Source organism: Paenirhodobacter enshiensis, from assembly GCF_000740785.1.
GTDB lineage: Bacteria > Pseudomonadota > Alphaproteobacteria > Rhodobacterales > Rhodobacteraceae > Rhodobacter > Rhodobacter enshiensis.
Genome location: NZ_JFZB01000005.1, coordinates 426,048 through 448,451, shown reverse-complemented (window position 1 = coordinate 448,451; position 22,404 = coordinate 426,048). Strand labels below are relative to the sequence as shown.

The 22,404-nt window shown below is 67.2% G+C and carries 17 protein-coding genes and 1 riboswitch; of the genes, 10 read left to right on the top strand and 7 right to left on the bottom strand.

What is annotated here, in order from left to right:
* Nucleotides 1-198: 198 nt before the first annotated feature.
* The gene (clpA, locus tag CG50_RS04990; RefSeq protein ID WP_036635777.1) at nucleotides 199-2,520 is read left to right on the top strand and encodes an ATP-dependent Clp protease ATP-binding subunit ClpA; all 2,322 of its coding nucleotides are present in this window, start codon (nucleotides 199-201) and stop codon (nucleotides 2,518-2,520) included.
* Between the two features lie 390 nt (nucleotides 2,521-2,910).
* Here clpA and CG50_RS04985 read toward each other — a convergent pair whose 3' ends face one another.
* The 3 genes from CG50_RS04985 to CG50_RS04975 form a co-directional block, all read right to left on the bottom strand.
* The gene (locus CG50_RS04985) at nucleotides 2,911-4,257 is read right to left on the bottom strand and encodes a peptidoglycan -binding protein (RefSeq protein WP_036635774.1); all 1,347 of its coding nucleotides are present in this window, start codon (nucleotides 4,255-4,257) and stop codon (nucleotides 2,911-2,913) included.
* Nucleotides 4,258-4,260: 3 nt separating this feature from the next.
* On the bottom strand, nucleotides 4,261-5,457 hold the full coding sequence (locus tag CG50_RS04980) for a biopolymer transporter ExbB (RefSeq protein ID WP_036635771.1): 1,197 nt from the start codon (nucleotides 5,455-5,457) through the stop codon (nucleotides 4,261-4,263).
* A 123-nt stretch (nucleotides 5,458-5,580) separates the two neighbouring features.
* Nucleotides 5,581-6,120 carry a gamma-glutamylcyclotransferase gene (locus tag CG50_RS04975; RefSeq protein ID WP_036635768.1) on the bottom strand — a complete coding sequence of 180 codons (540 nt, stop codon included), beginning with the start codon at nucleotides 6,118-6,120 and terminating at the stop codon, nucleotides 5,581-5,583.
* Between the two features lie 64 nt (nucleotides 6,121-6,184).
* Between CG50_RS04975 and CG50_RS04970 the strand changes: the two genes are divergently transcribed.
* A complete protein-coding gene (locus CG50_RS04970) occupies nucleotides 6,185-7,153 on the top strand; it encodes a DUF2125 domain-containing protein (protein ID WP_036635765.1) in 969 nt (322 codons plus the stop codon).
* On the opposite strand, the gene CG50_RS17410 is transcribed toward CG50_RS04970, so the two are convergent.
* The 4 genes from CG50_RS17410 to rpsD all read right to left on the bottom strand — a co-directional run bounded on the left by CG50_RS17410 (nucleotide 7,141) and on the right by rpsD (nucleotide 11,045).
* Nucleotides 7,141-8,205: an extensin-like domain-containing protein gene (locus CG50_RS17410; protein WP_245615597.1), complete on the bottom strand. Its 1,065-nt coding sequence runs from the start codon at nucleotides 8,203-8,205 to the stop codon at nucleotides 7,141-7,143. The genes CG50_RS04970 and CG50_RS17410 overlap by 13 nt on opposite strands.
* The gene (locus CG50_RS04960; protein WP_036635762.1) at nucleotides 8,205-9,158 is read right to left on the bottom strand and encodes a prephenate/arogenate dehydrogenase family protein; all 954 of its coding nucleotides are present in this window, start codon (nucleotides 9,156-9,158) and stop codon (nucleotides 8,205-8,207) included. Before CG50_RS04960 ends, CG50_RS17410 begins: the two co-directional genes overlap by 1 nt.
* Nucleotides 9,155-10,246 carry a histidinol-phosphate transaminase gene (hisC, locus tag CG50_RS04955; protein ID WP_036635759.1) on the bottom strand — a complete coding sequence of 364 codons (1,092 nt, stop codon included), beginning with the start codon at nucleotides 10,244-10,246 and terminating at the stop codon, nucleotides 9,155-9,157. Before hisC ends, CG50_RS04960 begins: the two co-directional genes overlap by 4 nt.
* A gap of 178 nt (nucleotides 10,247-10,424) precedes the next feature.
* Nucleotides 10,425-11,045: a 30S ribosomal protein S4 gene (gene rpsD, locus CG50_RS04950; RefSeq protein WP_036635756.1), complete on the bottom strand. Its 621-nt coding sequence runs from the start codon at nucleotides 11,043-11,045 to the stop codon at nucleotides 10,425-10,427.
* A gap of 524 nt (nucleotides 11,046-11,569) precedes the next feature.
* Nucleotides 11,570-11,762: riboswitch (cobalamin riboswitch) on the top strand.
* Between the two features lie 130 nt (nucleotides 11,763-11,892).
* Between rpsD and CG50_RS04945 the strand changes: the two genes are divergently transcribed.
* The 8 genes from CG50_RS04945 to nrdE all read left to right on the top strand — a co-directional run bounded on the left by CG50_RS04945 (nucleotide 11,893) and on the right by nrdE (nucleotide 22,354).
* The gene (locus CG50_RS04945) at nucleotides 11,893-13,734 is read left to right on the top strand and encodes a TonB-dependent receptor plug domain-containing protein (protein WP_036635754.1); all 1,842 of its coding nucleotides are present in this window, start codon (nucleotides 11,893-11,895) and stop codon (nucleotides 13,732-13,734) included.
* 121 nt (nucleotides 13,735-13,855) lie between these two features.
* Complete coding sequence (locus CG50_RS04940; protein ID WP_245615596.1) at nucleotides 13,856-14,620, top strand: ABC transporter substrate-binding protein; 765 nt, start codon at nucleotides 13,856-13,858, stop codon at nucleotides 14,618-14,620.
* Nucleotides 14,617-15,312, top strand: coding sequence for an adenosylcobinamide amidohydrolase (locus CG50_RS04935; protein ID WP_051909508.1), 696 nt, complete (start codon nucleotides 14,617-14,619; stop codon nucleotides 15,310-15,312). The genes CG50_RS04940 and CG50_RS04935 overlap by 4 nt, the downstream gene beginning before the upstream one ends.
* Nucleotides 15,313-15,444: 132 nt before the next feature.
* Entirely contained in the window at nucleotides 15,445-16,476 is a 1,032-nt protein-coding gene (locus tag CG50_RS04930) for a homocysteine S-methyltransferase family protein (RefSeq protein ID WP_036635752.1), read from the top strand.
* 8 nt (nucleotides 16,477-16,484) lie between these two features.
* On the top strand, nucleotides 16,485-19,199 hold the full coding sequence (metH, locus tag CG50_RS04925) for a methionine synthase (RefSeq protein WP_036635749.1): 2,715 nt from the start codon (nucleotides 16,485-16,487) through the stop codon (nucleotides 19,197-19,199).
* A gap of 397 nt (nucleotides 19,200-19,596) precedes the next feature.
* Nucleotides 19,597-19,818 (top strand): glutaredoxin-like protein NrdH, encoded by a 222-nt coding sequence (gene nrdH, locus CG50_RS04920; RefSeq protein ID WP_036635746.1) that lies wholly within the window; start codon nucleotides 19,597-19,599, stop codon nucleotides 19,816-19,818.
* An 8-nt stretch (nucleotides 19,819-19,826) separates the two neighbouring features.
* The gene (gene nrdI, locus CG50_RS04915) at nucleotides 19,827-20,243 is read left to right on the top strand and encodes a class Ib ribonucleoside-diphosphate reductase assembly flavoprotein NrdI (RefSeq protein ID WP_036635743.1); all 417 of its coding nucleotides are present in this window, start codon (nucleotides 19,827-19,829) and stop codon (nucleotides 20,241-20,243) included.
* Nucleotides 20,225-22,354: a class 1b ribonucleoside-diphosphate reductase subunit alpha gene (gene nrdE / locus CG50_RS04910; RefSeq protein WP_036635741.1), complete on the top strand. Its 2,130-nt coding sequence runs from the start codon at nucleotides 20,225-20,227 to the stop codon at nucleotides 22,352-22,354. The genes nrdI and nrdE overlap by 19 nt, the downstream gene beginning before the upstream one ends.
* The last annotated feature ends 50 nt before the right edge of the window (nucleotides 22,355-22,404 follow it).

Sequence of the window (22,404 nt, the reverse complement as noted above, 5' to 3'; positions counted from 1 at the left end):
GACAGCCGGGGCGAGACGAAAACCACGGGCAGCGATGCGCAAAGACTGCCCCTAAAATCATCAAATCGCAAACCGTGATCCATTTTTGCGCAAAACGGGCTTGAAGCGCGGCGCAATCCACCGAACTTTAATCTCATGAGGTCATGGTGGACCCCGGCCCGGCCCTTTGGCCGCCCGACCACCGGAAAGGAGCATCAGATGCCGTCGTTCTCGACCACGCTCGAACAGGCCATTCATGGCGCGCTCGCCATCGCGAACTCGCGCAAGCATGAGCTGGCCACGCTCGAACACCTGCTGCTCGCGCTCATCGACGAACCCGACGCGAGCCGGGTCATGCGCGCCTGCGGCGTGAACCTCGATGAGCTTCGCCACACGCTGACCGAATTCATCGACGACGATCTGTCGACGCTGGTCACCGAGGTCGAGGGCTCCGAAGCCGTGCCGACCGCCGCCTTCCAGCGGGTGATCCAGCGCGCCGCGATCCATGTCCAGTCATCCGGCCGGACGGAGGTGACCGGGGCGAACGTCCTCGTCGCGATCTTCGCGGAGCGCGAATCGAACGCCGCCTTCTTCCTGCAGGAGCAGGACATGACCCGTTACGACGCGGTCAATTTCATCGCCCATGGCGTCGCCAAGGACCCGGAATTCGGCGAGGCGCGCCCCGTCGCCGGCTCGGACGAGGAACCCCGCACCGCCGAGGCCGCCCAGCCCGGCGAAGCGCGCGAATCCGCGCTCGGCAAGTATTGCGTCAACCTCAACCAGAAGTCGCAGAAGGGCGATATCGACCCGCTGATCGGCCGCGAGGAAGAGGTGGAGCGTGCGATCCAGGTGCTGTGCCGCCGGCGCAAGAACAACCCGCTTCTGGTGGGCGATCCCGGCGTGGGCAAGACCGCCATCGCCGAGGGGCTGGCGCTGAAGATCACCCGCGGCGAAACGCCCGAGATTCTGTCGAAGGCGACGATCTATTCGCTCGACATGGGCGCGCTGCTGGCCGGCACCCGCTACCGCGGCGATTTCGAGGAACGGCTGAAGGCCGTGATGAAGGAGCTGGAAGATCACCCCGATGCGATCCTGTTCATCGACGAGATCCACACGGTGATCGGCGCCGGCGCGACCTCGGGCGGGGCGATGGATGCCTCGAACCTGCTCAAGCCCGCGCTCGCCGGCGGCAAGCTGCGCTGCATGGGGTCGACCACCTACAAGGAGTATCGCCAGCATTTCGAGAAGGACCGCGCGCTCAGCCGCCGGTTCCAGAAGATCGACGTGAACGAGCCTTCGGTGGCCGATTCGATCAAGATCCTGATGGGGCTGAAGCCCTATTTCGAGAAGCACCACGACCTGCGTTACACCAATGACGCGATCAAGGCCGCGGTGGAGCTGTCGGCGCGCTACATCAACGACCGCAAGCTGCCCGACAAGGCGATCGACGTGATCGACGAGGCGGGCGCGGCGCAACACCTGCTGTCGGCCTCGAAGCGGCGCAAGACGCTCGGCGAGAAGGAGATCGAGGCGGTGGTCGCCAAGATCGCCCGGATCCCGCCGAAGAACGTCTCGAAGGACGATGCCGAGGTGCTGCGCGATCTGGAGAAGACGCTCAAGCGCGTGGTCTTCGGTCAGGACAAGGCGATCGAGGAACTGGCCTCGGCGATCAAGCTCAGCCGCGCCGGCCTGCGCGACCCGGAAAAGCCGATCGGCAACTATCTGTTCGCCGGCCCCACCGGCGTCGGCAAGACCGAGGTGGCCAAGCAGCTCGCCGATACGCTCGGGGTGGAACTGCTGCGCTTCGACATGTCGGAATACATGGAGAAGCACGCGGTCTCGCGGCTGATCGGCGCGCCTCCGGGCTATGTCGGCTTCGACCAGGGCGGCATGCTGACCGACGGCGTGGACCAGCACCCGCATTGCGTGCTGCTGCTCGACGAGATCGAGAAGGCGCATCCGGATGTCTACAACATCCTGCTGCAGGTGATGGATCACGGCAAGCTGACCGACCACAACGGCCGTTCGGTCGATTTCCGCAACGTGATCCTGATCATGACCTCGAACGCGGGGGCCTCGGACATGCAGAAGGCGGCGATCGGCTTCGGCCGCGAAAAACGCGAGGGCGAGGATACCGCGGCGATCGAACGGCTGTTCACGCCCGAGTTCCGCAACCGTCTCGATGCCATCGTCAGCTTCGCCCCGCTGTCGCGCGAGGTGATCCTGCAGGTGGTCGACAAGTTCGTGATGCAGCTGGAAGCGCAGCTGATCGACCGCAACGTGCATATCGAGCTGTCGCCCGAGGCCGCGAACTGGCTGGCCGAAAAGGGCTACGACGACAAGATGGGCGCCCGTCCGCTTGGCCGCGTGATCCAGGAGCACATCAAGAAGCCTCTGGCCGAGGAGCTGCTGTTCGGCCGGCTCACCAAGGGCGGGATCGTCAAGGCCGGGGTCAAGGACGACAAGATCGTTCTCGATATCACCGAGCCGAGCAAGGCGCGGATCTCGAACCACAAGCCGAAGCTGCTGCCCGCGGGCTGAGGCGACGGAACTCATCTTGCAACGATGGAAAGCCCGGCCCTGACGGCCGGGCTTTCTGCATTCGAGCCAGGACTTCGAGACCGTTACCGACCGCCATTTTCGGCAATACGCGCGGGCGCCGCGACATATCCGACAGCACGCCCGAACCTTGAGATCCCCGCACGAAGGTCGCCGGGTGACACGGCTGTGCAGACAGCAAGGGGGCTCTGCCCCCTCGGGCCTTCGGCCCTCACCCCCGGGATATTTTCGGAAAGATGAAAAGAGGCGCCGGCCCCGTGCTCTGCTCTTTCGATTCGCCTCAAATATCCCGGGGTGTGGGGCAGAGCCCCACGCAGCCCGGGCCCATGAACAAAGACCGGACACAAAGGCTCACCCCCAAAACTGACCGGATTATCTCTCCGTCAGCTTCAGCTCGATCCGTCGGTTGGCGGCGCGGGCCTCGGCCGAGCTGCCGGAGGCGACCGGGCTGAACTGGCCGTAGCCCGCCGCCTTCAGCCGGTTCGGCGGGAAGCCCAGATCGTCGATCATGTAGCGCACCACCGAGAGCGCGCGGCCCTGGCTCAACTCCCAGTTGTCGCGGAACTGCCCCTGACCGGAGAGCGGCGTATCGTCGGTGAAGCCATCGACCTCGAGCACCCAGTCGATCTCCTTCGGGATGTCCGAGGTCAGCTCGCGGAAGGTCTCGGCGACGCGGGCGATCTGCGCCTTGCCTTCGGGCGACAGATCGGCGCTGCCCGACTGGAACAGCACCTCGGACGAGAAGACGAAGCGGTCACCCACCACCCGCACCCCGGCACGGCCCTGCAGCAACTGCGACATCCGGCCGAAGAATTCCGAACGGTATTTCGCCAGATCCTGCGCCTCGGCCTCGGCCTTCAGACGCGCGGCCTCTTCCAGCTCGGCGCGGCGCTTCTGCTCGGCCGCGACCTGCGCGAGGGCGGCGTTCAGCTGCCCGCCGAGCGCCTCGACCTGCACCTGCGAGGCCGCATCCTTCGCCTGAGCCGCATCGAGAACCGATTGCAGCTGCGCCAGCTGCGCCCGCAGCGCCGCGACCTGCTGGTTGAGCAGCGCCACCTTCTTCGCCGCGTCATCGCCGACCGCCGCCTGATCGGCGAGCGCCTTTTCCGCCGTCGCCCGCAGCGCCGCCTGCTTCTGCGCCTCGGTCAGCTGGGTGTCGAGCTGGCCCTGCAACTGATCCCTCGCCGCATTCGCCGCCGCCAGCAGGGTCAGCGTTTCCTCGGCCTTTTGCCGCGCCGCGTCGAGGGCCAGCGTCATCGCCGCCAGCTCGTCGCCCGAGGATTTCAGCTTGTCGCGCAGCGCGTCGATCTGCGACTGGCTCAGCTTCAGCTGATCGGCATTTGCCGCGGCCTCTGACGTGGCCTTGTCGCGCTCGGCGATCAGGGCGGCGACCTGCGCCTCGAAGGCGGTGATCTTCTGCCCGGCGGCATCGAGATCGGCCTGACGCTGGGTCAGCTGCGTGGTCAGGGCGGCGATCGTCGCCTCCTGCGCGCCGGTCTTCGCCTTCTCGGCCGACAGCGCCTGTGCCAGTCCGGCCAGCTGATCGTTCAGCGCGGTCAGCTGGTTGCCCTGACTGGTCAGCTGGTCGCGCATCACCGACTGCACGATCATGAAGATCGACAGCACGAAGATCAGCACCATCAGCAGCGCCCCCATCGCGTCGACGAAGCCCGGCCAGACATTCGTCGCGAAACGGTTGCTGCGACGCGCGAGCGGCATGGATCAGCCCTCCCGCGTCGGGGTCGCGCCGATCAGCGCGCGGGTCAGCGCCGCCAGCCCGCCGCGCATCTCGGCCATGCTTTCCTGACGCCCGGCGGCGATTTCCTCCAGCAGCCGCGGCAGCTGCCCGTCGATCGAACGCAGCCGCATCCGGATCTCGGCGTCGGTATCGTCGTTCTGCGCCGCCTCGGTCCGCTCGGTCAGCGAATCGAGCGCCTCGATCAGCCGCGACTGGCCGCCCGCGATCTGGCGCAAAGCCTGGGTCTGGGCCTGACGGTCCTCGCGCTCGGCCGCGGTCTCCTGCGCCAGACGGTTCAGCGCCCCCGCCAGCGCATCGAGCCGTGCCGCACCCTGCGCACTCGCCGCCTGGGTTTCGGTGAACATCGCCTGAAGCTGGTCCATCTGTTCGGCCATATGATCGAGGATCTCGGCCACCGCCGAGGTCTCGCCGTCACTGCCCTCGGCCCCGGCGAAGCTCAGCCGGGTGATCGAGGAGATCCATTCCTCCAGCTCGCGATAGAAGCGGTTCTGGCCGTGGCTGACGAACAGCTCCAGCAGCCCCAGCACCAGCGAGCCCGCCAGACCGATGAGCGAGCTGGAGAACGCCGTCCCCATCCCGCCGAGCTGCGATTCGAGGCCGGTCATCAGCCGCTCGAACACCTCGGAGGCGCCTTCGCCATTCTTCGGGGCGAGCGCGCGGATGGTGTCGACGACGCCCGGAACCGTGGTCGCGAGGCCGTAGAACGTGCCCAGAAGTCCGAGGAAGATCAACAGGCTGGTCAGATATCGGGTGACGTCGCGGGCTTCCTCGATCCGGGTGCCGACGGATTCGAGGATCGAGCGCGAGGCCGAGGTGGCGATGCGCCGCGTCGCACCGCGCGCGCCCAGAAGGGCCGCCAGCGGCGCGAGCAGCAGCGGCGCGCGATATTGCGGCCGGCCGGGGCGGTCGGCGGCGTAATTCTCGATCCAGACCACGGCCGAGACCAGCTGCCAGACCTGCCAGAAACAGGCGGCAACGCCGAAGCTGAACACCGCCGCGATGGCGCCGTTCAAGAGCGGGTTGATGTGGAAGATCGGATAGATCTGGGCATAGGCGAACCAGCCGCCCGCCACCACCAGCCCCAGCACGACCAGCATCAGCGTGATCTGCCGCACGGGCTGCGAGAAATGCGGTTCGGGATGTCGGGCCGGGGCGCGCATGAGATGCCTCTCGATGGATGTCGCGGCCACCCTAGGCGGCAGGGGCGCAAGTGCCAAGAGAGAACCCGCCCCGCCCGGGTCACGATCCCGGGCCAGCCCGAAACCTGCGCAGTTGCCGCGCCTTCAGCCCTCTGCGCTCAACGCACGGACGCGCTGCGCCAGCGCCTCAAGCTCCGGATCGGGCAGGCCAAGCCCCGCAAGATGGTGCGCCGTCACCCAGAGGTAATCGCGATTTTCGCCGCGCGCACCGCGCGAGCTGGCGATGATGCGGGCCTGTTCCTCGGGATCGAGCGCGCAATACTGCGGCCCGGCCGGGTCGATCACATAGGCGATGGCCTCAAGGTTCGCACCGTGCTCGTCTTGCAGGGGCAGGCGACGTTCCAGATAGGCATCGGTGACCAGTTCGCGGGCGCGGACTTCGGCCAGAACCGTTTCGGCCTCGTGATCGGCGACGCGCAGCGCAAGGCCGGTGCAGCTCGCCCCGGCGTCCGCATCGAGGGCGAGGACCAGACCTGGCGCCTCGGGCGTGCCGCGAAAGCACACCGAGCGCATACAGAACGACCGCCGCCAGCCCTGAAGCCGCGCGCGCCGGGTCTCTGCCGGAGCGAAGCCCGGGTTCCAGATCAGCGATCCATAGGCGAAGATCCAAACAGGCGCGCTCATGTGACTGGTCCTTTCGTTCCTCCCCGATTTATAGTCGGATCCGGCGTCGCAAAAGGGGGCGGGAATGAAGATCGTGCGGGCGCTGGCCGGAGCGGCCATCGTGGCGGCGGGCCTGTCGGGCGCGGCGAATTACGGGCTCGGGGCGTGGCTGCACGCGGACTGGCCCGGCACGCCGCTGCGCAGCGAAACTTTCGAGACGCGTGGGTTTCCGTTCGCCCTCGGCTTCGACGCGACGGGGATCGCGCTGCGCGACGGGCGGCGAGAGGCAACGCTGACCGCGGCCGAGGTCCGCGCGCCCGTCTGGGATCCGCTGGCCCTGACGATCCGTCCCCGCCTGCCCGCGACGCTGAGCGACGGCACGCTTTCGGCCACGCTGAATGCCGGCACGGCAAGCGGTGAACTCGCTTTCGGCTATGGCCTGCCCGATCTGCCGCTGCGCCGCGCGGCGGGGCGGGTGGAGCAGGCGCAGATCGCGCTCGCCTCGGCCCCGGAAATGCCGTTCACTGCCGCAAGCGCCGAAGCGGCGCTGGCCCGTCAGCCTGCCGGCGATTACGCGGCGCATCTGCGGCTGAGCGATATCGCGTTACCCGAGGGAGCGGCGGACCGGCTTCTGCCCGGGGCGGATCTGGGGGACCGGATCGCCTCGGTTTCGGCCGATGCCACGGTGGGTTTCGCCCACCCGCCGGCGCTGCATGGCCCCCACCCCGAGCTTGCCCGGGTTCACCTTGCCACGCTGAGCATCGACTGGGGCGGGCGGGGGCTGAGTGCCTCGGGCGATCTGAGTGCCGATGCCGCGGGCCTCGCCGAGGGGCAGATCGCACTGACCACCCGCGACTGGCAAAGCTGGTTCGACGTGGCGCGCCGCGCCGGTCTGCTCGGCCGGGGCGAACATCTGGTCGAAAGCCTGCTGCGCTCCATGGCCGAGGCCTCGCCCGACGGATCGGTGAGCATCCCGGTCAGCTTCCACAAGGGACGAATGTCGGTCGGGCCGGTGCCGACGGGCTACATGCTGCGGCTGGCTCAGCGGCAATAGGCGCCGCCGCGCCGGCCGGGCGCGGTGTCGACGTGGATGTGATCCTGATGGAAGCGGTCCGAATTCGGGCCGAGCACGGTATCGAAGGTGCCGCAGGCTGTGGCATGCACGCGCTGCAGCACCGGACCGAGCCGGGTGCGCCAGTCTCGCGCCACCGACAGCACATCGCCCGAGCGCAGCACCAGCGCCGAGACGTCAATCGCGTGGCCGCGCCCGTGTTCCGAGATCTGCGCGCCGACGACATTGTCGCGCGGCCGGCAGGAATAAGAACCGGCAATCTCGATCCGGGCAAGCCCGCCGCCCATGTTGCCGATGGCGGGCAGGATGCCGCGCTCGACCCAGGTCTGCATCGCGCGCGCGGTCGGACAGTCGACCTCGACGGGCTCGGAGAGCGGCACGCCGGAGACGGCGGTGACCTCGACCCCATCGGGCAGGCCGCAGCCCTGAATCCGCGAAGCGATGGGCGGAATCGGCTGCCCGGTCAGCCCGGTCGTGCCGCACAGCCCGCCGTGCATACCGGCGATCGCGCCAGGATTGGACAGACGCGGCGCCGGGGCGGCAGCAAGTCGCAGATCCTGCGCCGGAACCGAAGACTGCGCCGCAGCAGGCGGGGTCAGCAGACGCGGGCTTTCCTGCGCGCCCGCCGCCCGCAGCGCAGGCACCGCACCGCCCGGCGCGGCGGTCTCGGTCGCACGGCTGGCGGCGGCGGTCAGTCCGGTTCGGGCGGCCGCCTTCGCGGCCGTTCCTGCGGTTTTCACGTTGGAGTTCTTGCCATTGGCCGTCTTCGCGGTTTTCCCGCCGGCCGTCTTCGCCGCCGCGGTTTTCGCGCCCGAAGCGGTATTCGAAGGTTTCGCCGCCGGCTTCGCGACAGGTTTCGCAGCGGTCACGCTCTTGCCGGATTCGGCCGGCTTCTTTGCCGGAACCGTCTTCGGCGAAGCGGTCGGGCGCACGGTCGGGGCAGGCGAACTCGACGGCGCCTCGGCCCAGCCCGGGGCCCCCGCCATCAGCCAGATCGCCGCCACCAGAGCCCCGCCGCGCAACCGTTTCGTCATCAGCCTCGATCCTTTTTCTCGTCGGCGGCAGGCGTCGTCCCCTTCGGCACACTGCGGCCGAAATCGGGGGCGGCGGTATCCTGACCGGCGTCGATGATGCTGCGGCGGATCGCGCGGGTGCGGGTGAAATAGTCAAACAGCAGATCGCCGTCGCCCATCCGGATCGCGCGCTGAAGCATGAACAGCTCCTCGGTGAAGCGGCCGAGAATGTCGAGCGTCGCCTCGCGGTTGGTCAGGAACACGTCGCGCCACATCGTCGGATCCGAGGCCGCGATGCGGGTGAAATCGCGAAAGCCCGAGGCCGAATACTTGATGACCTCCTCATGCGTCACCCGGCGCAGGTGATCGGCGACGCCGACCATCGTATAGGCGATCAGATGCGGCGTATGCGACACCACCGCCAGCACCAGATCGTGGCGGTGCGCGTCCATCTCGTCGACATTGGCGCCCATGCCCTCGAGAAGCGCGCGCAGCCGCGCAGTCGCGGCCGTCTCGCCCTCGGGCATCGGGGTCAGCAGCCACCAGCGGTTCTCGAACAGCGTGGCGAACCCCGCGCGGGGGCCGGAATGTTCGGTCCCGGCAAGCGGGTGTCCAGGAATGAAATGCACGTTTTCAGGCACATGCGGACCGACGGCGGCGATCACCGCCTGCTTGACGGAGCCGGTATCGGTCAGCGTGGCATCGGGGGAAAGATGCGGCGCGATCTCGGCCGCGACGGCGCCCATCGCGCCCACCGGCACCGCCAGAACCACCAGATCCGCACCCTCGACCGCCGCCGCGGCGGTGTCGAAGACCTCATCGACCAGGCCGATCTCGGTGGCGATGCGGCGCGCCTCGGGGTCGCTGTCCTGGCCGACGACGCTGTCGGCCAGCCCGTTCGCCCGGATCGCATGGGCCATCGACGAGGCGATGAGACCGAGCCCGATCAGCGCGACACGACGATAGATCGTCATTGCGCCGCCCCTGCCTTGAACTGGCCGATCATGTGCGCGACCCGGCGGCACGCCGGCTCGTCGCCGATGGTGATGCGCAGGCATTCGGCGAGGCCGTAGCCGCCGACACGGCGCACGATCAGCCCGTCCTGCCGCAAGAACGCATCGCAGGCGTTCGCCTCGTCCTCGGAGGTGAACCGCGCCAGGATGAAATTCGCGAAGGACGTGTCAGCGGGCACGCCCCGCTCGGCCAGCGCCTCGGTCAGCCAGCCGCGCAGGCGGGCATTCTCCGAGCGGCAGCGCGCAATCCAGTCCTGATCGCGGACGGCAGCCTCGGCCGTCTCTTGCTGGGCGCTCGACAGGTTGAACGGCCCGCGCACCCGGTTCAGCACGTCGATCACCGAACGCGCACCATAGCCCCAGCCGACCCGCAGCCCGCCGAGACCGTAGATCTTCGAGAAGGTGCGCATCATGAACACGTTGGGCAGGCGGGTGGCCAGTTCGGCGCCGCCGTCGTAGCCCTCGACGAATTCGGCATAGGCGCCGTCGATCACCAGCAGCGCCTGCGGCGGCAGGCCGGCGGCGAGACGCTCGATCTCGGCAAGCGGGATCATCGTGCCGGTCGGGTTGTTCGGATTGGCGACGAACACCAGACGGGTGCGTGCGCTGCAGGCGGCAAGGATCGCATCGACATCGGTGACGCGATCACGCTCGGCCACGCAGACGGGGGTGGCACCCGCGGCATGGGTGTAGACGCGATACATCAGGAAACCGTGCTCGGTGAACACCACCTCGTCGCCGGGGCCGGCATAGGCCTGGCACAGGAAACTGATGATCTCGTCCGAGCCCGCACCGCACAGGATGCGGTCGGGATCGAGGCCGTGGACATCGCCGATGGCGTGGCGCAGCGTGGCGTGACCGGTCGAGGGATAGCGGTTCAGCCGGTGCACCGCGCGCGAGAACGCCTCCTTGGCCTTGTCCGAGGGACCGGCGGGGTTCTCGTTGGAGCTGAGCTTGATCGGCTCGGAATGACCGGGAACCTGCGACTGGCCGCCGACGTAAAGGTCGATCTCCATGATGCCGGGTTGCGGGCGGATCTGGTCGTTCATGGCAGGCGTTCCTTGCATGGTGAGGCCGTCTTATCCGGCGTCGCATCGCATGGGAAGGAATTCTTGCCGGCAACAGTGTCGCACGCCCCCCCTGATATGCGAAAGGCCGCCCCGAAGGGCGGCCTTTGCAAGACAGGAAACGATCCGTCGGGGGCCGTTTCCGGCCCCGCCCGAAAGATCAGTTCTTGGCGTAGTATTCGACGACCAGGTTCGGTTCCATCTGAACCGCGTAGGGCACGTCGGCCAGAGCCGGAGTGCGCACGAAGGTCGCGGTCATCTTCGAGTGGTCGACTTCGAGATAGTCCGGAACGTCACGCTCGGTCAGCTGAACCGACTCGAGCACGATGGCGAGCTGCTTCGACTTGTCGCGAACGGCGATCACGTCGCCTTCCTTGACGCGGTACGAGGCGATGTTGACGCGGTCGCCGTTCACCGTCACGTGGCCGTGGTTGACGAACTGACGCGCGGCGAACACGGTCGGAACGAACTTGGCGCGGTAGATCACCGCGTCCAGACGGCGCTCCAGCAGACCGATCAGGTTCTCGCCGGTGTCGCCCTTGACGCGCTCGGCTTCCGCGTAGATGCGGCGGAACTGCTTCTCGGTCAGGTCGCCGTAGTAGCCCTTGAGCTTCTGCTTGGCGCGCAGCTGGGTACCGAAGTCCGACAGCTTGCCCTTGCGGCGCTGACCGTGCTGGCCCGGGCCGTATTCGCGCTTGTTCAGCGGCGACTTGGCGCGGCCCCAGATGTTTTCGCCCATGCGGCGATCAATTTTGTACTTGGCAGACGTGCGCTTGGTCACGGCTGATCTCCTTCGTTCGACCCGAAAGGGTCCGTTCTTGTTCAGGGCCGAGGCCCGCGAGCGAAGGGCGTTGTCCTTTCCCCGACCCGGGACACCGGGCAGCGGGCGACAGGTTTCCCCTTGCGGGGTCCACCAACACCAATGCGGATCCGTTGGCTCTCGCCGCCGGACTGCGCGCTTATACAGCCGGTCGCGCCGCTGTCAACCGCCCGGCCGGGCAAATCCGCCGAGAAACAAGGGCCGAGACGGGAAGCGGCGCGCCCCGGAAAGGAACGCGCCGCGATGGGGGCGCCCTGGCGACCGCCCGCCTGCCGATGGCAGGACAGGGCCGTCGCCCGGCTTCTTGACCTGTATGACGTCCCGCGTTCAGGGAATTCGGGCCCTTCGGCCCTTGATTGCGGAAAAGTTAGCATGGGTGATTCGGGCTGTGAATCCCCTTTCCGCCCGGCACGGCGAAATTGCGCGCGGCCCGCTCAGGTTTTCTGCGGCAAGCGCCGCGCTTGACAGACCGGGCGCGTGCGCGGCAAGACACATCACGCCTTGGTTCCGGCTTGGCCGGATGAAACGGGAACGCGGTGCGCCTTCGGGCCATGCCGCGACTGCCCCCGCAACTGTAAGCGGCGAGCGACGGCGCACTGGCCACTGGGCATCCCCCGGGAAGGCGCGCCCGAGCCACGACCCGCAAGTCAGGAGACCGGCCCGGGCGTCACCCATGTCCGGTGCGGGGCGCGCCAGGGCAGCGGCAATCCGCAGTGGTGATCTTCGCCGTCTGCGGGAAGTATTCCCCAGATCAGGATCTGACCGGCCCGCCCGCGAGGGGCACGGGCCATCAAGGGGAGGAACGCCGATGTCCGCATCGCGCGCCGCTTTGTATCTGACGACTGCCGTGGGTCTGGCCACGGCCTGCCCTGCACTCGCGCAGGATGTCACCGACACCACCACCACGCTCGACGGTATCACCGTCTCGGCGAGCAGCCAGCCCGTCAAGCTCAGCGAGACCGGGGCCTCGGTCACCGTGCTGACCGCGGACGAGCTGCAAAAAAGCGGCAGCCCGACGCTTGCCGAGCAGCTCGCCCTCACGCCGGGCGCATCCTTCACCCGCAACGGCGGCCTGGGCGCCACCACCTCGCTGCGCATCCGCGGGCTGAATGGCACCTATATCGGCACCCGCCTCGACGGGATCGACATCACCGACGCCGCAGGCACGACGAACAGCTACGATTTCGGCACCGCACTCACCGGCGGGCTGTCGCGCGTCGAGGTGCTGCGCGGCTCGCAATCGGCGCTTTACGGTGCGAATGCCGTCGCGGGCGTCGTCGACATGACCACCTGGCGGCCGGAAACCGAGGGCAGCAGCGGGCAGGTCTCGGTCGAGGCAGGCAGCGAGAAAACGCTCTCGAGCACCGCCTCGGCGGGCATTCTCGGATCGCGGGGGGAACTTGCCTTCACCGCGGGGCGCACGGTGACCAGTGGCATCTCGGCCGTCAAGGACGGCTCCGAGGATGACGGCTTCCGCTCCAGCATGGCCAGCCTTTATGGCCGGTTCGACGCCACCGAGACCCTCAGCTTCGGCGCGAACGGCATCTGGCAGCGCAGCAAGACGGACATGGACGGCTCGGACCCGGTGACCTGGCTGCCCGCCGACACCAATGACCGCACCGAGCAGACCCTGCGCGGCGGCCGCGTCTTCACCGATTTCACCATCGGCGAGGTCAGCAACGAGCTGGCCTTCGCCCGCACCGAGACCGACCGCAGCTACATCTATCCGGACGGCGGCTACACCAGCGATTTCAACAGCACGCGCAACGTGCTCGACTACACCGGGCACTGGGCGGCCTCGGAGGCGGTGGGGCTGAACTGGGGCGCGGCCACCAGCAAGGAAGCCGCCGAGGGCTATGGCAACGCCAAGACCAATTCGGTCAACGGCGAATTGCTGCTGAAGCCGGTCGACACGCTCGATCTGTCGCTCGCGGCGCGCAACGACGTGCATGACATGTTCGGTGCCAAGACCACCGGGCGGATTGCAGCCGCCTGGCACGCCACGCCCGACTGGACGCTGCGCGCCTCGGCCTCGACCGGGTTCCGCGCCCCCTCGCTCTATCAGCTCTACAGCCCCTACGGCGATGCGAACCTGAAGGCCGAGACCAGCAAGACCTTCGAATACGGTGCCGAGCGCAGCTTCGAGGGCGGCTCGGTTCAGGCGACGGTGTTCCGCACCACCATCACCAATCGCATCGACTGGGATTACACCGCGACGAGCTGCGGTTCGGGGTATGGCTGTTACAATCAGGTCGAGGGCGACACGGTGGCCAAGGGCATCGAGCTGACCGGCACCTACGATCTGACCCGGAACTGGACGCTGAGCGGCAATTACACCTATACCGATGCCTCCACCGCCAGCGGCCGCGCGGTTCTGGTGCCGCGCCACACCGTGAACCTCGGTGTCGACGGGCTGGTGACGGATCGCTGGCATCTGGGCGGCTCGGTGGAATACAACGCCGATATCATCGACAGCACCGGCCCGATGCCGGATTATGCGCTGTTCAATGCCTCGGTGGCCTATGACATCAACGACAAGACCCAGGCCTATGTCCGGATCGACAACCTGTTCGACCGCGATTACGAGACCGTCCGCTATTACTCGGCACCCGGACGGCAGCTGTTCGCGGGGCTGCGTGCCCGGTTCTGATCCCCGCCGCCCGCAAGGGCGGCTCCGGAAGGGGCTGGCGGCAGCGCTGGCCCCCCTTTGGTTCGGCTGGGCCCTCGCGGCCGCGGCCGGACCCGCCGCCTCCGCGCCGCCTCTGCGCGTCGTGTCGATCAATCTGTGCACCGACCAGATGGCGATGCTGCTGGCGGCGCCCGGTCAGCTGATCTCTGTCTCGGCGCTGGCGCGCGATCCGGTCAGCTCGGCCATGGCCGAAGAGGCGCAGGCCTGGCCGGTGAACCATGCGCAGGCCGAGGAGGTCTTCGCGCTGCACCCGGATCTGGTTCTCGCGGGCACCTATTCCAATCCCGCCACGGTCGCGCTGCTGCGCCGGATGGGCCTCAGGGTCGAGACGGTCGCGCCGGTCTCCTCGCTCGATCAGCTTGATGCGACGATGGCCGATGTCGGACGCGCGCTCGGTCGCGAGGCCGAGGCGCAGGCGATGGCAGAGCGCTTCGACGCCGATCTTGCCCGGCTCCGCCGCGATCCGACGGACGGTCCCCGCGCCGCGAGCTATGCCGCGAACGGCTATTCCCTCGGCAACGCCACGCTCGCCGGGCAGGTGATGGCGGCGGCCGGGCTGCGCAATGCCGCGGCCGAAGCCGGGCTGAGCCATGGCGGCACCCTGCCCCTCGAACGGCTGCTGATGCTCGACCCGGCGGTGCTGGTCACCGGGACGCGCTATGCCGCACCCTCGCGGGCCGAGGCGATCCTCGATCATCCGGCGCTGAGCGCGCTGGTGGCGCAGGGCACCCACCGGGCCGAAATCGCCGACCGCGACTGGATCTGCGGCACGCCGCATGTTCTCGATGCGCTTCGCGCGCTGGAACGGGCGGGCGATGCGGCGAAAGGGAGCGGCACGGCCCCATGATCGTCACCTGCACCGCGCCGTGGCTGAGCGCCGATCTGGGCGCCGAGCACGAGATCCTCAGCTGGGCGCCGCATCGCGGCGGGCTGATCCGTGCGCGGGAAATCCTGTGGCGGGCGGTGCGCGATGCCGATCTGCCGCCCGACCTCGATGTCACCAGCTGGCTGACGGCCGAGCTGCGCGCACGGGATGCCGAACGGGCGCTGTGCTTTCTGACCTCGCGCGATGTCTCGGCGCATCACCATGCCCGGGCCGGGGTCGAGGGGCTGGCGGTCGAGGCGCTGGCCACCGCCGGCCTGTCAAATGCCGAGGCCGTCGGCACCCGGCTGCACCCGGCCGAGCGCTTCGGCACGATCAACATCGCGGTGCAGATCCATGCCGCGCTGACCCTGCCCGCGCGGCTTGAGGCGCTGAGCATCGCGACCGAGGCCCGCACCGCCGCGGTCCTCGCCACAGGGCTGCGGCTGGCGACGGGCCTCGCCACCGGCACCGGGACCGATTGCATCGCTCTCGCCTGCCGCTGCGCCGGCGAGGGAGAAGAGCCCCTCGCCTATGCGGGCCTGCACACCGCGCTCGGCGAAGCCATCGGCGCGGCGGTCGGGCAGGCCACCGCGGCCGCGGCCGCGCGCTGGTGCGCGGAGTGGCGTGCGCTCGGCGGGATCGGACCGGACGGCACGCTGCGCAGAAAGGGCTGAGCGTTTCCGGCAAGAAACCGGGAACCATGTCCACATATTCGATCCAGCTCATCATCTTCCTGAGGAATATGAATTTGTCACAAGGATCGGGCGCGACTATGCTGCAGCCTCCTTCAAGAGGCCGGTTTCGTCATGCTCAGTCTTCGTCTGCCCCGTTCCAAATCCTTCGACGCGCTGGAAAAAATCTCGCGCGAGAGGATCATGATCCTTGACGGCGCGATGGGCACGCAGATCCAGCAACTCGGGCTGAGCGAGGATGACTTCCTCGGCCATGCCGGCTGCGCGTGTCACATCCACACCGACCACCCACAGAAGGGCAACAACGACCTGCTGATCCTGACCCAGCCGCAGGCGATCGAGGAGATCCATTTCCGTTACGCCATGGCCGGCGCCGATATCGTCGAGACCAACACGTTTTCCTCGACGGTGATCGCGCAGGCCGATTACGCGATGCAGGACAAGGTGTTCGAGCTGAACCGGCAGGGCGCGGCGCTGGCGCGCGCAGCGATGGACCGCGCGACGGCGCTGGACGGCAAGCCGCGCTTCGTCGCGGGCGCGGTCGGGCCGACGAACCGCACCGCCTCGATCAGCCCCGACGTCAACAATCCGGGCTTCCGCGCCATCACCTTCGACGAGCTGCGTCAGGCCTACGGGTTGCAGATCCGCGCGCTGATCGCGGGCGGCGCCGACATCATCCTGATCGAGACGATCTTCGACACGCTGAACGCCAAGGCCGCGATCTTCGCGGCGAGCGAGGCGTTCTCGGAGCACGGCGCGGCGCTGCCGCTGATGATCTCGGGCACGATCACCGATGCCTCGGGGCGCACGCTGTCGGGCCAGACGCCCACGGCCTTCTGGTATTCCGTCGCCCATGCGCGGCCGTTCACCGTGGGGCTGAACTGCGCGCTCGGCGCCCATGCGATGCGGCCGCATCTGGCGGAACTCGCCTCGGTCGCCGACACGCGGATCTGCGCCTATCCGAACGCCGGCCTGCCCAATGCCTTCGGCCAGTATGACGAAGGCCCCGAGGACACCGCAGCCGAGATCGCCGGTTTCGCCCGGGACGGTCTGGTCAACGTGGTGGGCGGCTGCTGCGGCACCACGCCCGACCATATCCGCGCGATCGCCGAGGCCGTCGCCCCCTTCGCTCCGCGCAAATTCTGAGGCCCGATATGACCAACCACCTGCTGCGCCTGTCCGGGCTGGAACCCTTCACCCTGACCGCCGACATTCCCTTCGTGAACGTGGGCGAACGGACCAACGTCACCGGCTCGGCCCGGTTTCGCAAGCTGATCACCAACCACGATTACCCCGCCGCGCTGGAAGTCGCGCGCAGCCAGGTCGAGAACGGCGCGCAGGTGATCGACATCAACATGGACGAGGGGCTGATCGATTCGCAGGCCGCGATGGTCGAGTTCCTCAACCTCGTCGCCGCCGAACCCGATATCGCGCGCGTGCCGGTGATGATCGACAGCTCCAAATGGGAGGTGATCGAGGCCGGGCTGAAATGCGTGCAGGGCAAGCCGATCGTCAACTCGATCAGCCTGAAGGAGGGCGAGGCCGCCTTCATCGAACGCGCGAGCCTGTGCCTCGCCTATGGCGCGGCGGTGGTCGTCATGGCCTTCGACGAGACCGGACAGGCCGACACCTACGAACGCAAGATCCGTATCTGCGAACGCGCCTACAAGGTGTTGACCGAACAGGTCGGCTTCCCGCCCGAGGACATCATCTTCGACCCGAACGTCTTCGCCGTCGCCACCGGGATCGAGGAGCACAACAATTACGGCGTCGATTTCATCGAGGCGACGCGCTGGATCCGGCACAACCTGCCCCATGCCCATGTCTCGGGCGGGGTGTCGAACCTGTCGTTCAGCTTCCGCGGCAACGAGCCGGTTCGCGAGGCGATGCACGCGGTGTTCCTTTACCACGCCATTCAGGCGGGGATGGACATGGGCATCGTCAACGCCGGCCAGCTTGCCGTCTATGACCAGATCGAGCCCGACCTGCGCGAGGCCTGCGAGGACGTGGTGCTGAACCGCCGCCCCGACGCGACCGAACGGATGCTGGAGATCGCCGAGCGCTTCCGCGGTGCCGCCGGCAAGGAAGAGAAGGCGCGCGACCTCGCCTGGCGCGAGTGGCCGGTCGAGAAACGGCTGGAGCACGCCCTCGTCAACGGCATCACCGAATTCATCGAGGCCGACACCGAGGAGGCGCGTCTGGCCGCCGAGCGTCCGCTGCACGTCATCGAAGGCCCGCTGATGGCCGGGATGAACGTCGTGGGCGATCTGTTCGGCGCGGGCAAGATGTTCCTGCCGCAGGTGGTGAAATCGGCGCGCGTGATGAAACAGGCGGTGGCGGTTCTGCTGCCCTACATGGAGGCCGAGAAGGACGGCGCCCATGAAAGCGCCGGCAAGATCCTGATGGCCACGGTGAAGGGCGATGTCCACGACATCGGCAAGAACATCGTCGGCGTGGTTCTGGCGTGCAACAACTATGAAATCATCGACCTGGGCGTGATGGTGCCGGCGCAGAAGATCTTGGATACCGCGCGGGCCGAGAAGGTCGATATCATCGGGCTGTCGGGGCTGATCACCCCCTCGCTCGACGAGATGGTGCATGTCGCCGCCGAGATGGAGCGCGAGGGCTTCGACATTCCGCTGCTGATCGGCGGGGCGACGACCTCGAAGGTGCATACGGCGGTGAAGATCTCGCCCGGATACCAGCGCAATCAGGCGGTCTATGTCACCGATGCCAGCCGCGCGGTTGGCGTGGTCAGCAACCTGCTGAACCCCGAGCACAAGGTCGCCTATATCGACCAGATCCGTGCCGAATACCGCGACGTGACCGAACGCCACGAGCGCGCCGAGCTGGCGAAGAAGCGTGTGCCGCTCGCCGATGCGCGCGCCAACGCGTTCCGCGCCGACTGGTCGGATTACGGCGTGAAGGCGCCCGAGTTCACCGGGATCAAGGTGCTCGATGACTGGGATCTGGCCGAGATCGCGCGTTACATCGACTGGACGCCGTTCTTCCAGACCTGGGAGCTGAAGGGCGTCTATCCGCGCATTCTGGACGACGAAGCGCAGGGCGAGGCCGCCCGCGCCCTGTTCGCCGACGCGCAGGAGATGCTGGCGAAGATCGTCGCCGAGCACTGGTTCCACCCGCGCGCCGTCGTCGGCTTCTGGCCGGCGAACACGGTGGGCGACGACATCGTTCTGTATACCGACGAGGGTCGCGCCCATCCGATGGCCACGCTGCACACGCTGCGCCAGCAGACCGCCAAGCGCGAGGGCCGGCCGAACGTCGCACTGGCGGATTTCGTCGCGCCCGAGGGCACGGTGCCCGACTGGGTCGGCGGTTTCGTCGTCACCACCGGCCCCGAGGAGAACGAGATCGCCGCGCGATTCGAGCGCGCGAATGACGATTACGCCTCGATCATGGTCAAGGCGCTGGCCGACCGCTTCGCCGAGGCGCTGGCCGAGCTGCTGCACGAGCGGGTGCGCAAGGACTACTGGGGCTATGCCTCGGACGAGACCTTCTCCCCCGATCAGCTGGTGGGCGAGCCCTATCGCGGCATCCGCCCGGCGCCGGGCTATCCCGCCCAGCCCGACCACACTGAGAAGCTGACGCTGTTCCGGCTGCTCGATGCCGAGGCGACGACCGGCGTCACCCTGACTGAAAGCATGGCGATGTGGCCCGGCTCCTCGGTTTCGGGGATCTACATCGGCCACCCCGACGCCTACTATTTCGGCGTCGCCAAGGTCGAGCGCGATCAGGTGATCGACTACGCCACGCGCAAGAACATGCCCGTGGCCGAGGTCGAACGCTGGCTGGCGCCGATCCTCAACTATGCCCCGCGAAAGGAAAACACCGCGCCGGACGCGGCCTGAACGTCGCCGTCGGAGAAGGCCGGGGCGGTCTGCGCCGCCCCACCGAACATGCGCCCGCCACGCAACATATAGCCCGTCAAGCGCATAATGACACCATTGGCAGGGATAATCGTATTGACGCCGCGCCGGCTTGATGGCTTATTTAGAGACAAGCAAACCGGGGAGCGAACCCCGGCGCGGGACGGCGGGCTGTAGGCAATACCCACAGCGATAAGACGAAGGCAAGGCCCTGTGGCGCGGAATATCGCCATTGGCTGATGGCTTTGTCATGTCCGCACCGCAGCGACAGTTTCAACCGTGCGGCGGGCGCGGGAACGCAGGACCGACAGGCATCACGTCTGAGCGGAAGGGGTTCTCGTCTTCGTCGCATTCAGGACAAAGACCGAGGGACATGACAATGACCATCACCGTCTATTCCAAGCCCGCCTGCGTGCAGTGCACTGCCACCACCCGTGCGCTTGACGCGCGCGGCCTCGATTACCAGCTGATCGACCTGACCCAGGATGCCGATGCGATGGAGATGGTGATGTCGCTCGGTTACCGGCAGGCGCCGGTCGTCGTCGCCGGGGAAGAGCACTGGGCGGGCTTCCGTCCGGACATGATCGGCCGCCTTTCCTGAGCCGCCCGATGGGGGGGCTGGTCTACTACTCCTCGACCTCGGGAAACACCGCGCGATTCATCTCGGCGCTCGGCCTGCCAGCCCTGCGCATCCCGATCTCGCCGAAGAACCCGATGCCCGAGCCGAGCGAACCCTATGTGCTCGTCACGCCGTGCTACGCGGACGGTGAGGGGCGCGGAGCGGTGGCGAAACAGGTCATCCACTTCCTGAACGATCCCGACCGCCGCGCGCTGCTGCGCGGCGTCATAGCCAGCGGCAACCGCAACTTCGGCACACTCTACGCCTTCGCAGGCAAGGTGATCTCGGAGAAATGCGGGGTGCCCGTTCTCTACCGGTTCGAACTGGCCGGCACCGAAACCGATATCGCCCGCGTGCGCGCGGGTCTTGCGCAATTCTGGGGGATGACATGCTCGACAATGGCGTGAAGGACAGCACGCTGGATTACCACGCGCTGAACGCGATGCTGAATCTGTACGATTCGGATGGTCACATCCGGTTCGACGCGGACCGCATGGCGGCGCGGCAGTATTTCCTGCAGCACGTGAACCAGAACACGGTGTTCTTTCACTCGCTGGACGAAAAGCTCGATTACCTGGTCGATGAAGGCTATTACGAGGCCGACGTTCTCGACCAGTATTCGAAGAACTTCCAGCGCGCGATCTGGGATGCCGCCTACAAGCGCAAGTTCCGCTTCCCGACCTTCCTCGGCGCGTTCAAGTATTACACCTCCTACACGCTGAAGACCCGCGACGGTCAGCGCTACCTCGAACGTTACGAGGACCGTGTGGTGATGGTGTCGCTCGCGCTGGCGCGTGGTGACGAGGCGCTCGCGATGCGCTTCATGGAAGAGATTCTCTCGGGCCGGTTCCAGCCCGCCACGCCGACCTTCCTGAACGCCGGCAAGAAATCCCGCGGCGAGCTGATCTCGTGCTTCCTGCTGCGCATCGAAGACAACATGGAATCGATCGGGCGCTCGATCAACTCGGCGCTGCAGCTGTCGAAGCGCGGCGGCGGCGTCGCCCTGATGCTGACCAACCTGCGCGAGATGGGCGCCCCCATCAAGGGCATCGAGAACCAGTCCTCGGGCGTCATCCCGGTGATGAAGCTGCTTGAAGACAGCTTCAGCTATGCCAACCAGCTCGGCGCGCGTCAGGGCGCCGGCGCGGTCTATCTGAACGCGCATCACCCCGACATCCTGCGCTTCCTCGACACCAAGCGCGAGAACGCCGACGAGAAGATCCGCATCAAGACGCTGAGCCTCGGCGTGGTGATCCCCGACATCACCTTCGAACTCGCCAAGCGCAACGAGGACATGTACCTGTTCTCGCCCCATGACATCCAGAAGGTCTATGGCGTGCCGTTCTCGGAAATCTCGGTCACCGAGAAATACGAGGAGATGGTCGGCGACAAGCGCATCAAGAAGAAGAAGATCAACGCCCGCGCCTTCTTCCAGACGCTGGCCGAGATCCAGTTCGAATCGGGCTATCCCTACATCATGTTCGAGGACACGGTGAACAAGGCGAACCCGATTTCTGGGCGCATCACCATGTCGAACCTGTGCTCGGAAATCCTGCAGGTCAACGAGGCCTCGGAATACAACGAAGACCTCAGCTACAGCCACATGGGCACGGACATCTCGTGCAACCTCGGCTCGCTGAACATCGCGGCGACGATGGACGGGCCGGATTTCGGCGCCACCATCGAGGCGGCGATCCGCGCGCTGACCGCGGTCTCCGAGATGAGCCATATCGACTCGGTGCCCTCGATCCGGCGCGGCAATGACGAGGCCCATGCCGTCGGCCTCGGCCAGATGAACCTGCACGGGTTCCTGGCGCGCGAGCGCATCCATTACGGCTCGGCCGAAGGGGTGGAGTTCACCTCCGTCTATTTCGCCGCCGTCGCCTATCACGCGATCCGCACCTCGTGCCTTCTGGCGCAGGAGCACGGCCGCACCTTCGTCGGTTTCGAGACCTCGAAATACGCCGACGGGTCGTTCTTCGACAAATATGTCGAGAAGGACTGGCTGCCCACGCTGCCCGACGTCACCCGCGTGTTCGAGGGCAAGGTGCTGCCGAGCCGCGAGGACTGGGCCGCGCTGAAGGCCGACGTGATGAAGCACGGGCTTTACAACCGCAACCTGCAGGCGGTGCCGCCGACCGGCTCGATCAGCTACATCAACAACTCGACCTCCTCGATCCATCCGATCGTGGCGAAGATCGAGATCCGCAAGGAAGGCAAGATCGGCCGCGTCTATTACCCGGCCGCCTTCATGAACAACGACAACCTCGATTACTATCGCGACGCCTACGAAATCGGGCCGGAGAAGATCATCGACACCTATGCCGCGGCGACCGATCACGTCGATCAGGGCCTGTCGCTGACGCTGTTCTTCCCCGCCGACGCGACGACGCGCGACATCAACAAGGCGCAGATCTACGCGTGGAAGAAGGGGATCAAGACGATCTACTACATCCGCCTGCGTCAGGCCGCGCTGGAAGGCACCGAGGTTCAGGGCTGCGTGTCCTGCACGCTGTAAGGCGACCGTTGTAACGGGCCCGGCGCCGGGGGGCTGACCGCCCCCCGCCC

Excerpts from the sequence above, each read along its gene's own strand:
- clpA (WP_036635777.1), top strand. The coding sequence starts at position 199 with ATGCCGTCGTTCTCGACCACGCTCGAACAGGCCATTCATGGCGCGCTC.
- CG50_RS04985 (WP_036635774.1), bottom strand. The coding sequence starts at position 4,257 with ATGCCGCTCGCGCGTCGCAGCAACCGTTTCGCGACGAATGTCTGGCCG.
- CG50_RS04980 (WP_036635771.1), bottom strand. The coding sequence starts at position 5,457 with ATGCGCGCCCCGGCCCGACATCCCGAACCGCATTTCTCGCAGCCCGTG.
- CG50_RS04975 (WP_036635768.1), bottom strand. The coding sequence starts at position 6,120 with ATGAGCGCGCCTGTTTGGATCTTCGCCTATGGATCGCTGATCTGGAAC.
- CG50_RS04970 (WP_036635765.1), top strand. The coding sequence starts at position 6,185 with ATGAAGATCGTGCGGGCGCTGGCCGGAGCGGCCATCGTGGCGGCGGGC.
- CG50_RS17410 (WP_245615597.1), bottom strand. The coding sequence starts at position 8,205 with ATGACGAAACGGTTGCGCGGCGGGGCTCTGGTGGCGGCGATCTGGCTG.
- CG50_RS04960 (WP_036635762.1), bottom strand. The coding sequence starts at position 9,158 with ATGACGATCTATCGTCGTGTCGCGCTGATCGGGCTCGGTCTCATCGCC.
- hisC (WP_036635759.1), bottom strand. The coding sequence starts at position 10,246 with ATGAACGACCAGATCCGCCCGCAACCCGGCATCATGGAGATCGACCTT.
- CG50_RS04945 (WP_036635754.1), top strand. The coding sequence starts at position 11,893 with ATGTCCGCATCGCGCGCCGCTTTGTATCTGACGACTGCCGTGGGTCTG.
- CG50_RS04935 (WP_051909508.1), top strand. The coding sequence starts at position 14,617 with ATGATCGTCACCTGCACCGCGCCGTGGCTGAGCGCCGATCTGGGCGCC.
- CG50_RS04930 (WP_036635752.1), top strand. The coding sequence starts at position 15,445 with ATGCTCAGTCTTCGTCTGCCCCGTTCCAAATCCTTCGACGCGCTGGAA.
- metH (WP_036635749.1), top strand. The coding sequence starts at position 16,485 with ATGACCAACCACCTGCTGCGCCTGTCCGGGCTGGAACCCTTCACCCTG.
- nrdH (WP_036635746.1), top strand. The coding sequence starts at position 19,597 with ATGACCATCACCGTCTATTCCAAGCCCGCCTGCGTGCAGTGCACTGCC.
- nrdI (WP_036635743.1), top strand. The coding sequence starts at position 19,827 with ATGGGGGGGCTGGTCTACTACTCCTCGACCTCGGGAAACACCGCGCGA.
- nrdE (WP_036635741.1), top strand. The coding sequence starts at position 20,225 with ATGCTCGACAATGGCGTGAAGGACAGCACGCTGGATTACCACGCGCTG.